General features: G+C 36.6%; 10 protein-coding genes. All 10 read left to right on the forward strand.

What is annotated here, in order from left to right; all coding sequences use genetic code 11:
• A partial coding sequence (locus tag K1X82_12425; GenBank protein MBX7182911.1) for a dehydrogenase occupies positions 1–308 on the forward strand: 308 nt, incomplete at its 5' end.
• Position 309: 1 nt separating this feature from the next.
• Positions 310–1,053: a UDP-2,3-diacylglucosamine diphosphatase gene (locus tag K1X82_12430; protein MBX7182912.1), complete on the forward strand. Its 744-nt coding sequence runs from the start codon at positions 310–312 to the stop codon at positions 1,051–1,053.
• Between the two features lie 254 nt (positions 1,054–1,307).
• Positions 1,308–1,628, forward strand: coding sequence for a hypothetical protein (locus K1X82_12435; protein ID MBX7182913.1), 321 nt, complete (start codon positions 1,308–1,310; stop codon positions 1,626–1,628).
• 269 nt (positions 1,629–1,897) lie between these two features.
• Entirely contained in the window at positions 1,898–5,188 is a 3,291-nt protein-coding gene (locus K1X82_12440) for a hypothetical protein (GenBank protein ID MBX7182914.1), read from the forward strand.
• Positions 5,166–7,127, forward strand: a complete 1,962-nt coding sequence (locus K1X82_12445) for a DUF3857 domain-containing protein (protein ID MBX7182915.1) — start codon at positions 5,166–5,168, stop codon at positions 7,125–7,127. The genes K1X82_12440 and K1X82_12445 overlap by 23 nt, the downstream gene beginning before the upstream one ends.
• A 12-nt stretch (positions 7,128–7,139) precedes the next feature.
• The gene (locus K1X82_12450; protein ID MBX7182916.1) at positions 7,140–9,119 is read left to right on the forward strand and encodes a DUF3857 domain-containing protein; all 1,980 of its coding nucleotides are present in this window, start codon (positions 7,140–7,142) and stop codon (positions 9,117–9,119) included.
• 941 nt (positions 9,120–10,060) lie between these two features.
• Positions 10,061–10,381 (forward strand): hypothetical protein, encoded by a 321-nt coding sequence (locus tag K1X82_12455; GenBank protein MBX7182917.1) that lies wholly within the window; start codon positions 10,061–10,063, stop codon positions 10,379–10,381.
• A gap of 709 nt (positions 10,382–11,090) precedes the next feature.
• The gene (gene rpsL, locus K1X82_12460; GenBank protein MBX7182918.1) at positions 11,091–11,507 is read left to right on the forward strand and encodes a 30S ribosomal protein S12; all 417 of its coding nucleotides are present in this window, start codon (positions 11,091–11,093) and stop codon (positions 11,505–11,507) included.
• Between the two features lie 104 nt (positions 11,508–11,611).
• A complete protein-coding gene (rpsG, locus tag K1X82_12465; GenBank protein MBX7182919.1) occupies positions 11,612–12,079 on the forward strand; it encodes a 30S ribosomal protein S7 in 468 nt (155 codons plus the stop codon).
• 58 nt (positions 12,080–12,137) lie between these two features.
• Positions 12,138–13,737 (forward strand): elongation factor G (fusA, locus tag K1X82_12470; protein ID MBX7182920.1); only part of this gene is annotated, 1,600 nt, incomplete at its 3' end.

Here is a 13,737-nt window from a genome sequence, read left to right on the forward strand (position 1 = left end):
AAAAAAATCCGGAAATCTCCGCCGATATTCTTGACCTGCGTTCGTTGTTGCCATTTGATAAGGAGTCTATTGAGAAAACTGTTAAGAAAACAGGTAAAGTATTGATTTTGCATGAAGATACTTTAACAGGTGGTATAGGTGCCGAATTGTCTGCCTGGATTAACGAAGCATTGTTTCAATACTTGGATGCGCCCGTTATGCGGTCAGCCAGTTTGGATACTCCGGTTCCATTTAATACAGAATTAGAAAAAAACTTCCTGCCTAAATCAAGATTTGAGCAGCAGGTACTCGAACTAAAAGCATACTAACTTGAATTATTATTTTCTTTCAGATTTTCACCTTGGGGTTCCCAACTTGGTTAAAAGCCAAGAACGGGAAAAAAGAATCGTAGCTTTTCTGGATGAAATAAAGTCAGACGCTAAGGCGGTTTTCCTGGTGGGTGATCTGTTTGATTTTTGGTTCGAATATAAATACACCATCCCCAAAGGTTATGTGCGATTGCTTGGTAAACTGGCAGAAATGGTAGATGCCGGCATTGAAGTCCATGTATTTACAGGTAATCATGATATGTGGATGTTTGGTTATCTGGAAAGTGAAATAGGAGTCAAACTTCATAAGAAACCTATTTTCTTGACTTTAAATAACAAGAATTTTATGATTGGCCATGGCGATGGACTTGGTCCTGGAGACCATGGTTATAAGTTGATTAAGAAAGTTTTTTCAAATCCGGTTTGCCAATGGCTTTTTGCTCGCTTGCATCCCAATTTTTCTTTTGGTTTGGCGAATTATTGGAGTAAAAGAAGCAGATTAGCCAATGGAGATTCTGATGAAGTTTATACCGGTGATGAAAACGAATACCTTGTGCAATTTACCAGGAACTTTCCCCAGGATAAAAACATTCATTACTTTATTTTCGGTCACCGTCACCTTCCTTTGAATATGCCTGTTCATAATAATTCCCGTTATATTAATCTAGGTGACTGGATTCGGTATCAATCCTATGCAAAATGGGATGGTACTCAATTAACTTTATTATACCATCCAAAAAGCTGACATAAGACTAGCTTATTTACTGACACTGTTGGAGTAATGTTTGGTTGTGTCAGGTTTTTTTGTCAGGTATTGGTGTGTTTGTTTTAAATGCAAAACTGGCGGTATTCCTTGTCTGTTAAGGGATATAGTGGTTTGTTTTGATTTAAAGTAAGAAGTTTGGCACGGGCTAAATAAAAAAGTAGCACGGTGCTTGCCAATAGGTGTTCAAGTTTGAAAAACAAACAAGAAACTAAAACACTTAAATACAAATTAAAATGGAAGACGCACTTAAAAAATTTCTTTACGCCGGAGTTGAATTAGCAGCAGCAACCTCTGATCGTTTTCAAAAACAAGTTACAGATTTAGTTAAGAAAGGAAAAATTTCTGAAACTGAAGGTAAAAAATTAGTTGATGAGTTCTTGGATAAAGCAGAGAAAGGAAAAAAAGATTTAGAGAAACGCTACGATGCATTGACCGAGAAATTGGGATTGAACAATTCAGAAGAAGCTGAATTGGATAAATTGAAAAAGAAAGTTTCCGACTTGGAAAGCAAGTTAGGAAAAGACAAGACTGCTAAGGCAACAGCGAAAGCCTAATCCAAACGCAGGTTTTTAAGGTTAAACAGCACGAACCCCGCCCTTAATACGGCGGGGTTTTGTGTTTTTATTTAGTTTATTATTACTGAGGTTTTCTAAATTCCACGCTGAGTTATAGGTGGATTGCTAATATAATCTACCTGATATTTATTGTACATACATATTAATGATATTGTAAAAAATGAATTGTCTTCAAATATTAAAAGTTTTATATAGAGGTACATAGAATTTATATTTTAATAGTTTTGTCTTTCAAACAATTCGGATAAATGTTCCAAAAATCAACTATTCTCTTTTTTTTGTTTTTTTCTGTTTTTAAACTTTTTGGCCAAAAAAAGCATGAACCTATTCCTTTGTTAATCTCAGATTCTGCCATTAATCAAGGGATACGTCTACACGACCAGGAAAAGTTCAAGGAAGCAATTGCTAAATATGAACAAGTTTTGCCTGGAGATAGTAATTACTTATTGGCTCAAACAGAATTGGTTTTAAGTCTGAATAGTAATAAGGAATATGATAAGGCCATTAAAGTTGCTCAAAATGGATTAAAATATCCTTCCAGCTACAGGTTAAACTTTTATGAAGGGCTATCGAGTGCCTATGATTATAAAGGTGAACCTAAAGAAGCAATCCGTATTTACAATGAAGCTAAAAAGGAGTTTCCACTTAGCCATAAGTTATGGTTTGAAGAAGGGGTTACCAATTATCGCATGGATAATGATTCAGGAGCAGTTCGTTGTTTTCAACAGGCACTTCAGTTAAGCCCTTTTCATGCATCAAGCCACTTTTACCTTGGACTTATCAGTCTTAAAAATGGAAATTACACCTGTGGTTATTTGTCTTTCATGATGTTTTGGGCTTTGGAAGTTGGTAGTGAAAGGGGACAAAAATCACTATCTTTAATTGAAAACGTCGCAACAGGTGAATTTAAGGTAAATCCTGATTCAATTATGCCCTTGTTTAAGGATGGAAACGAATTTGCAGAAATAGATCAAATCATTACCTCGAAAGCTGCTCTTAATGAAAAGTATAAGTTAAAGGTTAAACTTAACTTTTTCAATTTGCTCAAACCTATGCAAGCTGTGTTGGAAAATCTTCACTATAATCCTTCAGATAAAGGATTTTGGAATCAAACTTATGTTCCATTTTTCGAAGAATTATGGAAAAAAGATTATTTTGAAGCTTTTGCATTGTTTATTCTAAATGGTATTCCTGATGAAGATATTGAAAAGGCAATAAATAAAAAAAGTAAGGATATTCAGAATTTTAAAACTTGGGCAAAATCCAGGGTGGATGAAATTAGTGGTAAAAGAAAATTCTTTGTGGATGGTAAATGGCAGGAATTTGATGTTATCTATTTTGACAATGGTTTTGTAAAAGGCTTCGGTAATTGGAATGAAGGTACAAAAACCCTGGAAGGGAAATGGAAGTTTTTTTATCCTACCGGTGGTTTAAAGGCAGTAGGTCTATATAAAAACGGAAAAAAGGAAGGGGAATGGAAAAGTTATAATGAGAATGGAAATCTCGATAAAATCTCCAATATGAAAAATGACCTTCAGGATGGTAAGGAAGAAGTGTTTTATGATAACGGTGAAAAAAGCCAATATGCAACGTATGTAAAAGGAGAAATTACCGGAGAGGTAGGAACTTTTTATAAAACAGGTGCTCCTAACCTAATTATTGATGGTAAGAATGGCCAACGCAATGGCAGATTTATTGAGTTTGATGATTTTGGTAATAAAATTTCAGAAACCAGTTTTAAAGAAGGGAAGCAAGAAGGAAATTTAACTCTTTACTATCGAAATGGTATCGTAAAATCAACACTGAAATTTGTAAATGATTTGCCGGAAGGGGATTATAAACGCTATTACTTAAACGGAAAAATTGCAGAGGAGGGGAAATATGTTCAAGGGCAGTTGTCAGGAAAATATACAATCTATTTCCAAAATGGTAAAGTGAAAGAAGAATCCAATTTCGAAAAAGGGAAACAGGAAGGGGAAGAAAAACAATACTATGAAACGGGTGTTTTAAGCGGTACTACCATGTATCATGGAGGAAATATTGATGGATTGCAGAAGTCATACAGAAAGGATGGAACCTTGCAGTTTGAAGCTAAATATTCCAAAGGTTGGCCTTCAAGCTTGGTTTGTTACGATAAAACCGGAAAGGAGATTTTTAAAAGCGTTGAAAAGAAAGGTAAAATGGATATCGTGGTATTTTATGATAATGGAGTTAAACAGAAAGAATATAGACAAGAAAACGATAATTTGGAAGGGGAGTACAAAGAGTATTTTTATAACGGAAACCTGATGACCCTGACTACTTATAAAAAGGGTAAAAAGGATGGACCATATTCTGATTATTATTCCTCAGGACAAGTTGAAGTGAAAGGAAATTATAAAGATAACGAACCGGATGGATATTGGACTGAATATTACAAAAATGGAAACATCCGTGAAGAAGGTTGGTACGTGGATGGTGAAAGATTTGGACAATTCCTTCGATACTTTTCTGATGGTAAATTAAGCTCTTCCAAGTTTTATCAAAAAGGTGGAATCGTTGCAGGGCCTAAGTCATTTTATGATGCCAAAGGTAGATTGTCTGCCGTGGAGGAATATCAAGAAGAATGTTTTATGTCCTTTGTTGCCTATGACACTTTAGGTAATCCCAGTCAAACATTGAAATTTAAAAATGGTAGCGGTTTAATGAAGTTTGATTTTAAATCCAATAAAACCCAAATGATCGCCAATTATAAGTACAATAATAAAGATGGTGAAAGCAAACAATATTACAGCGATGGTTCTCTTAAAGAAGTAATCACCTATGCTTTTGGCACCTTGCATGGACCTTTAAAGCGCTATCACTTGAATGGTAAGTTGTCTGAACAACGTTTTTTCTACCTCGATGATGAAGATAGCGTTCAAACTACGTACGATAGAAATGGAAATTTAAACTATAAAGCGGCTTTTAAAAATGGTGTTGAAGAAGGCAAGGTTTCCTGGTTTTATCCCAATGGTCAAGTTGAAACAGAAGGTGAATACTTGCATGGTAGAAGAACCGGTCAATTTAAATATTTTGCACCCGATGGTTCCTTGCAAATGGTTAGATTTTATGAAGATGATTGGGTTATTGGATACTCCTACAATGGAAAGGATGGTAAATTACTCCCAATGATTCCATTTGCCAATGGTGCCGGTGAGTTTAAGGCATTTTACCCCAATGGACAGGTTTCTTTTGTTGGGGCTATTAAAAACGGACGATTGGAAGGGGAAATTAAAAGTTACGATCCAAATGGTAAATTATTGGATTCCTTTACGAGAAAAGACAATGAATCTGTTGGAAAATCGTTTAAATATTTCCCGGGTGGGGTGCTTCAAGAGGAAGCCTCTTACCAGGATGACCAACTTAATGGTCTATGTAAATGGTATAATGATAAAGGTAAACTTGAATTTTCCGAGAATTTTATCCTAGGAAGACGTTTTGGCTTATCTCAATTGTATGATGCCAATGGAAAAGTAGTGAAAAAGCAAAATTATTATGACGACGAGCCGATCGATTAATTCCTCCCAATTTCTTATCTCGTTTTTAATTTGTAGCATTCTCCCAATTATTGGAATTACCCAAAATTTGGAAGAGGTAGAGTTCTTTAAAAAGCGCTTTCCGGAAGAATTTTCCATTTATACCTTGCAAAAAACAGAAACTAAAATTCTGAACGACAAGGAAACAAATGGGATTCGAATTGAATGTAAGCAAACAGAAGAATATTTATCGCTCAGTGATAAAACAACCGGAATTACTCAAAAGGATATCAATTATGGGGAATCTTTTGAGACCGTATCCGGGATCCAGGCTTGGACTTTGATGCCCGATGGGAAAAAGTATAAGAAACTTAAAGTAGATGACTATAAAGAATTTCGACCTGAAAGAGATGGAATTTTTTATGACGATATCATAACCAAACGTTTCGTTTTTCCGGGTGTTATGAAAGGGTCAATCGTGCATTTGGAATATGTAGAATCATACTCCGACCCTCATTTGATGTATCCAATCGGATTTCACCAGTATATTCCTGTAATTCATGCAGAATATACCGTTGAGTTTCCCTCCAATGTAAAGGTTAGAACAAAAATATTTGGTGATACAACAGGTATAGTATTTTCAAAAAAAGAAGGTAAAGGAACAACAACTCTTACCTGGAAAATGGATACCTTGAAGAAGATTGAAAGGGAAGTAGGTATGCAAAATTATCGCTACCTGGCTCCACAGATTTTTGTTATTATTGATAGTTATACTCCCAAAAATGGAAAACCGGAACAGGTTTTTCCCGATCTTAAAACCATGTATAAATGGTACTATTCTCATCTCAATGAACTTTCCAAACGACCCTATCCTACCGTTAAAAACCTGACTGATTCTTTGTTGAAAGGTGAATCCAATATCGATGAGAAAATCCGTAAAATATTCTACTTCGTTCAACAAAATACAAAATACATAGCCTTTGAAGATGGTTTAGGAGGTTTTGTTCCACGTCCACCCGATTCTGTTTTGCATCGGCGATACGGTGATTGCAAAGACAAAAGCAGTTTGTTGAAGTGTATGTTTGATTATGCCGGTATTGAATCTTACTTGTCTTGGGTCGCAACAGAGAGTTTACCTTACCGTTTCTCCGAAATATTTTCCCAATCCTGTGCCAACCACATGATTGTTAGTCTCCGAAAGGATAATCAATGGTATTTTATTGATGGTACAGCCTCCCTGCTTTCTTTCGGCATGCCAACTTCCATGATTCAAAATAGCGAGGTTCTCATTGGAATTAGCCCCGATAGTTTTCAAATTGTGAAGGTGCCACCGGTTCAAGCTGATATGAACATGCAAATTGATTCAATTTATATTACCCTGGATGGTAAGGATGTCAAAGGGCACGGAGCCTTCAGTCAGGCCGGATACTTAAAAACCAGATTGTCCCTTCGTCTACAGGAAACAAAAGATCAAAAAGCCAAAGAAATTTTATCATCCTACCTCGAAACCGGAAATAATAAATTTAAACTGGGAACTTACTCCTACTCAGGTATCTATCATCCGGATAGTGTCCTTAAAGTAAAATACGATATGACCATACCGGATTATACTACCCAAATTGATGATAAGATTGTTATAAACCTTAACCTGGATAGGTATAACCAACACTCTCAATTTGAATTAGATAAACGTAAAAACGACTATGTAACTGATTATAAGTTTATCGTTAAACATATTCTTTGCTTTACCTTACCTAAAGGTTATACCTACGAAAGCCTGCCCGAACCTTTGGATATAGGTTATAAGGATTTATTTAGACAAAAACTCAGCTACAAAGTAGTTGGAAATAAAATTTACCTCGAAAAAGAATACTGGAGCAATTACCTTATTCTTACTAAAAGCGAATTTCCTGAATGGAATAAATTGGCAGATAAATTAGATGCCGCCTATAGACAAGCCATCATTTTGAAAAAAATCTAACACAAATAAATAATGAGAAATATTCAGACTCCCATTTTCAGCTTCTGTGCATTGGTAGCATTTGTGCTGTTGTCCGTTTTTACAAGCAAAGCACAGTCCTATGATATGAAATACCATACCTGGACAGCAACTCCGGTTTTTACTAAACCAACTGCAGAAGTGGAAAAGGATCCCTATTTCTATGCAAAAGACCTAAGGGTGAATGAATATTTTTTCGAAGGCGAAGAGTTTTTTCATGTGTATACCCGCCACCTAATTATTCATGTTAATAACGATATTGGAGTAGAATCCTACAATACCTATTATATCCAAGCTGCAGATACTTCCCTCATACTTTCCTTTAAGGCAAGAGTTTATGACTCCTCCAATAAAGTGGTTGAAATGACTAAAAAGGATCTTAAAACCGGAGAAGAAGATGGTGTTTCATATATAAAACTTGCAGTGAAAGGTATGGCTCCCGGAAAAGAACTTGAACTAATTTATACGCTACGTTATGGTAACTCTACCTATGGCTCGGAATATATCCAAACTACTTCAGATGCCTATAATGTTGAATATCGAATCATTAGCCCGGAACATTTAATTATGAAAACCAAAAGCTATAACGGTTTCCCTGAATTGGTTGCTAATCCCGATACGAATAAAAAGGATAAAAATCGTTACATCGCTAAAATTGACCATATTAACGCTCAGAAGAAGGACGAAAAATATTCCGAATACGTGGCTAACCTGATGAGAGTTGAATACAAACTTTGGAAAAATACAGTCAAAGGCCTCAATAATATTAGCTCTTGGGCCGATTTGGGTCAACAATATTTTAAAGCCCTTCACTACCAAGAAGAATCTGCAGCTAAAACCATTAAAAAATTGGCTTCTAAGCTCAATTTAAATGGAAAATCTTCTGAAGAGAAAATTAAAACAATCGAGAATTATATTAAAACTAATATTCAAATGGAGGAACAACTGCCGGAAAGTACCATTGAACAAACCTTGAAAAACAAATATGGTAATCTGGTCTCTGTCCTTCAACTTTACGTGTTGCTATTGGATGAATCGGAGGTTAAATATGAATTAGTTTTTACCTCTGATCGTACCAAACAACCCTTCGATCCCGATTTCGAATCCCCCTCTTTTCTCGACAACTATTTGCTGTTTTTTCCGGAATCTGGTAAATACATCGCTCCTTTTAATATGTTAATGCGTTTCGGACTTTTTCCTGAAAGCTTAGCCTATTCTCAAGGACTTTTTATTAAATCCATTAAGTTGGGTGAAACACGGTCGGCCGTTTGTAGTATCAAGAAAATTAATGGTCTTACTGCTGAACAAAACTTCAACGACCTGACTATTGTAGCTAAACTGGATAGTAAATTAGAAAAAATTGAGTTCGATTTTACCCACTCTCTCGGCGGAATGGAATCACTGCAATTAAGACCATATTACTTCTTTTTGGAAGGTGAAAAAAGAAAGGAGTTGGTTGATGAGTCTATTAAAAGCTATTACAAGGATGCCGAAATTAAAGATCCAAAAGTGGAAAATTATGATCTGGAAAAAACTTCTATGGATGTGCCATGTATTCTTTCCGCTCACCTAATGGTTAAGCAAATGGTTGAAACGGCAGGAAATACCTACTTGGTTAAATTTGGCGATCTCATAGGCCCTCAGGCTGAAATGTATGATGAAAGTGAACGAATAAATCCGGTATTCTATGGAAATGCTCACCAATATCACAGGGTAATTACTTTTGAAATCCCAGCCGGTTATAAAGTTAAAGGGGCAGAGAAGTTGAAAATGAACGTTGTATTGCAAGAAAACAATCAAAATTTGGCTGGCTTCGAATCTTCCTATACTCAAACTGATACCGAAATTAAAGTGGATGTTTTGGAGTATTATCGTCAAAGCGAATTTAAAAAGGAACAATATCCTCAATTTAAGAGTGTAATTAACGCTGCTGCAGACTTTAATAAAGTAGTGTTAGTGCTCGAAAAGAAATAGTAAATCCTTTTATATCACCGGTGTTTTACCGTGATGGTGTTGTTTTTTTAGTATGCGGGCCCATTCGCAAGGGTTTTTCGCTTCGAACAAATTGGTGAATTGGCGAATGGCCGGGCTTTCGCTAATACTCCTCGGCCTGTTCAGCTAACGCTTGCCAGGCCTGTGGGGTATCACGCTCTATCCCTGCCCGACCAAACCCAAGCAGTTAAGGTTTTGTCCATACTTTAGGTTGGAATCTTTGTTTCTTTTAAACCAAAATTCAGTATTGGAAATTGTAATGAAGCTTTCAAATGCACTAAAGACGAGGCTTTTAGGTTGATTTTTTGGGTGAAAAATAGTGTCCTGGACTTTTCTAAAAATTTACCAGCCCCCACTGTCTTTTTGGTTTGTGATTACCACATCCCGAATTCTAATACCAATTTTAATTTATAAATAGTCCAAAGGCAATTTATAAATTTAGATTGGTAAGTACCGAGGATACAAAATGTTAGTCCGATTTTTTCAAGAAAATTTAAGCATAAAATTGGACTATACATTTTGTCCATTCGGTATAAATGCCGAGGATACAGAATGTTAGGCCAATTTTTTCAAATAAAATTAATACCTAAAATTGGACTAAATATAATGTCCATTCGGTATAATACTGATTCTAGGTTTAATACATGAATTTATATTCCCAAATTACTGACATGGTTTGGTTGTTTTACTGACACCTTAATTAACCTCGGCTTTGCTGTCAGGTTTTTTTGTCAGGTATTGGGGTGTTTGTTTTAATTGCAAAATTTGCTGTATTCCTTGTCTGTTAAGGAATATAGTGGTTTGTTTTGAATTAAAGTAAGAAGTTTGGCACGGGTTAAATAAAAAAGTAGCACGGTGCTTGCCAATAGGTGTTCAAGTTTGAAAAACAAACAAGAAACTAAAACACTTAAATACAAATTAAAATGGAAGACGCACTTAAAAAATTTCTTTACGCCGGAGTTGAATTAGCAGCAGCAACCTCTGATCGTTTTCAAAAACAAGTTACAGATTTAGTTAAGAAAGGAAAAATTTCTGAAACTGAAGGTAAAAAATTAGTTGATGAGTTCTTGGATAAAGCAGAGAAAGGAAAAAAAGATTTAGAGAAACGCTACGATGCATTGACCGAGAAATTGGGATTGAACAATTCAGAAGAAGCTGAATTGGATAAATTGAAAAAGAAAGTTTCCGACTTGGAAAGCAAGTTAGGAAAAGACAAGACTGCTAAGGCAACAGCGAAAGCCTAATCCAAACGCAGGTTTTTAAGGTTAAACAGCACGAACCTCGCCCTTAAAACGGCGGGGTTTTGTGTTTTAAATGGCAGGTAATTTCGGAAAGTAAAAACGGATTATCTCCAAACATTAAAAAATTTCATTTGTTGTTTAACGGGGCGGAAGTAATATACCCTGTTCATTTATTTAAAATGATTTAAGTATTCTTCTTCCTTTTTAGTACTGGGGTTCGCATATAAATACCTCGAATTCCTTGCAGTAGACCAATAGTTACCTAAATGAACGGCTATATGTAATTCCTTTGTAGGTTGCACCTCGGGCAACGATTGAGGCAAGTAGCCCACAGGCCCCCGACGGCCTTAGCCTAGGGGGACGAGGACTACAGCCGAAAGCGTGACCCGAACGCCATACCTGTTGTAATGGGTTTAGGAAGAATTTGGGAGGCGGAGGGGGCCCGCATACAAAGCATTCTAAAAATTTGACTATTAATTATTAATGACAAATTGGTTTACCTTATAATATAGGAATTAGGTTTTTTTTTAGAGGAATTTATCCTAATCCAAATTCACTGATGAATGATTTTGGTTACGAACAAATGGTAGTTAATAGATATTTTGAAATATTTTTTTCAAAAGTGTAGGTAGATTCAAAAAAGTTTCTACTTTTGCAGTCCCAAAAAACGGGGTACCTCTTTTTTTTAACAGAAAAAAATCAACTAAGAGCAATGCCAACTATACAACAGTTAGTACGCAAAGGAAGGACTGATAAGACTTTCAAAACAAAATCTCCAGCGTTGGATTCATGTCCACAACGTCGTGGAGTTTGCACACGTGTTTACACAACTACTCCAAAGAAGCCGAATTCAGCTATGCGTAAAGTAGCGAAGGTTCGTTTAACCAATGGTATTGAAGTAATTGCTTACATACCTGGAGAGGGTCACAATTTGCAAGAGCACTCCATCGTGTTGATTCGCGGCGGAAGGGTAAAAGATTTACCAGGGGTTCGTTACCACATTGTTCGTGGAACTTTAGATACAGCCGGAGTAGAGGGTCGTAACCAACGTCGTTCCAAATACGGTACTAAACGTCCAAAAAATAAAGGTGGTGCACCTGCAGCTGCTCCTGCCAAAAAGAAAAAATAAGCAATAATTAACTAAAGATAAGCGGGCCTAGCCCAATAGTTCTTTTCAATTTACTGATAACATTTTCTCCCGACATTCGGGATGAATAGCAAGTTTTTATCACAATGAGAAAATCAACACCAAAAAGAAAACCGCTGCTTCCTGATCCAAAATTCAACGATCAGTTAGTAACTCGTTTTGTAAACAATTTAATGTACGACGGAAAAAAATCCGTTGCCTATGAGATTTTCTATGATGCCATTAACATCGTAGGAGAGCGTCTTCAGGAAGATGGTCTAAATGTTTGGAAAAAAGCATTAACCAATGTAATGCCAGCGGTTGAAGTAAGAAGCCGCAGGGTAGGTGGTGCAACTTTCCAAATTCCTCAAGAGATTCGTCCTGACCGTCGTGTTTCTCTAGGTATCAAATGGATGATTCTATATACTCGTAAGCGTAACGAGAAATCCATGGCAGGTAAACTAGCCGGAGAAATTATGGCTGCCTATAAAGAAGAAGGTGCTTCTCATAAAAAGAAAGAGGATACACATCGTATGGCTGAGGCTAACAAAGCCTTCTCCCACTTCCGCTTCTAATTCTAGCATACTACCAAGAAATATATAATACCGGTGGAAAGTAACCACCACTAAAAAAATGGCAAGAGATTTAAGATTCACACGTAACATTGGAATTTCGGCTCACATTGATGCCGGAAAAACCACTACATCCGAGCGTATCCTTTACTACACCGGTAAAGTGCATAAAATCGGAGAAGTTCACGATGGTGCTGCAACTATGGATTGGATGGTTCAAGAGCAAGAACGTGGTATTACCATTACTTCTGCTGCAACCACTACCTTTTGGAAATTTCCAACTGCGAATGGAAAAGCGACTGGAGATACTAAATCGTATCAAATTAACCTTATCGATACTCCTGGTCACGTTGACTTCACAGTTGAAGTAGAGCGTTCCCTACGTGTATTAGATGGAGCTGTTGCTTTGTTTTGTGCAGTTGGTGGAGTAGAGCCTCAATCTGAAACGGTATGGCGCCAAATGAACAAATACAATGTTCCACGTATTGGTTTCGTAAATAAAATGGACCGCGCCGGTGCAGATTTTTATACCGTTGTTGGACAAGTTAATAGCATGTTATCCGGTAATCCAATTCCTCTTCAGTTGCCTATTGGTGCTGAGGAAACCTTTAAAGGTGTAGTTGATTTGATTACTCGTAAAGCTATTGTATGGGATGATGCAACCGAAGGTATGACTTATACCGAGATTGAAATTCCAGCCGATATGGTTGATCAAGTGGATGAATATCGTGGAAAATTAATTGAAGCAATCGCTGAGTTTGACGATACTTTGATGGAGAAATTTTTTGATAATCCTGATTCAATTACTGAAGAGGAGATCAATTCAGCTATCCGTTTAGCTACTATCGCCATGAAAATCACTCCGATGATGTGCGGTTCTGCTTTCAAAAACAAAGGTGTTCAAACCATGTTGGATGCGGTTATTAAATTTTTACCAAGTCCAATGGATATCGAAGCTGTTACAGGTACTAACCCGGAGACAGGTGAAGAAATTATTCGCAAACCTGATTCAAATGAACCATTTGCAGCTTTGGCATTCAAAATTGCAACCGATCCATTTGTTGGTCGTCTAGCTTTCTTCCGTGTTTATTCCGGTAAATTGGATTCTGGATCTTACGTATTAAATACTCGTACCGAAAACAAGGAACGTATTTCTCGTATCTTCCAAATGCATGCTAATAAACAAAACCAAATTCAAAACATTGAAGCTGGTGATATTGGAGCAGCAGTTGGTTTTAAAGATATCCGCACAGGTGATACTCTTTGTGATGAGAAAAATCCTATTGTTTTGGAATCTATGTCTTTCCCTGAGCCAGTTATTGGTTTAGCGATTGAGCCTAAATCTCAAGCAGATGTGGACAGATTAGGTTTGGCACTTGGTAAATTAGCCGAAGAAGATCCAACTTTCCGCGTTCATACAGATGAAGAAACAGGTCAAACTGTTATCAGTGGTATGGGTGAGCTTCACTTAGAGATTATTGTTGACCGTTTGAAAAGAGAGTTTAAGGTTGAATGTAACCAAGGTGCTCCTCAAGTAGCTTATAAAGAAGCCTTGTTTGGTAAATTTAGTCATCGTGAGGTTTATAAAAAACAAACCGGTGGTCGTGGTAAATTTGCCGATATCGTTTTCGAAATTGGTCCTGCAGATGCCGGTCAACCAA

This window comes from Bacteroidia bacterium, assembly GCA_019695265.1.
Taxonomy (GTDB): Bacteria; Bacteroidota; Bacteroidia; order JAIBAJ01; family JAIBAJ01; genus JAIBAJ01.

What these genes read in the sequence shown, in the direction of transcription:
- K1X82_12435 (MBX7182913.1), top strand. Translation starts at nt 1,308, where the DNA reads ATGGAAGACGCACTTAAAAAATTTCTTTACGCCGGAGTTGAATTAGCA.
- K1X82_12440 (MBX7182914.1), top strand. Translation starts at nt 1,898, where the DNA reads ATGTTCCAAAAATCAACTATTCTCTTTTTTTTGTTTTTTTCTGTTTTT.
- K1X82_12445 (MBX7182915.1), top strand. Translation starts at nt 5,166, where the DNA reads ATGACGACGAGCCGATCGATTAATTCCTCCCAATTTCTTATCTCGTTT.
- K1X82_12450 (MBX7182916.1), top strand. Translation starts at nt 7,140, where the DNA reads ATGAGAAATATTCAGACTCCCATTTTCAGCTTCTGTGCATTGGTAGCA.
- K1X82_12455 (MBX7182917.1), top strand. Translation starts at nt 10,061, where the DNA reads ATGGAAGACGCACTTAAAAAATTTCTTTACGCCGGAGTTGAATTAGCA.
- rpsL (MBX7182918.1), top strand. Translation starts at nt 11,091, where the DNA reads ATGCCAACTATACAACAGTTAGTACGCAAAGGAAGGACTGATAAGACT.
- rpsG (MBX7182919.1), top strand. Translation starts at nt 11,612, where the DNA reads ATGAGAAAATCAACACCAAAAAGAAAACCGCTGCTTCCTGATCCAAAA.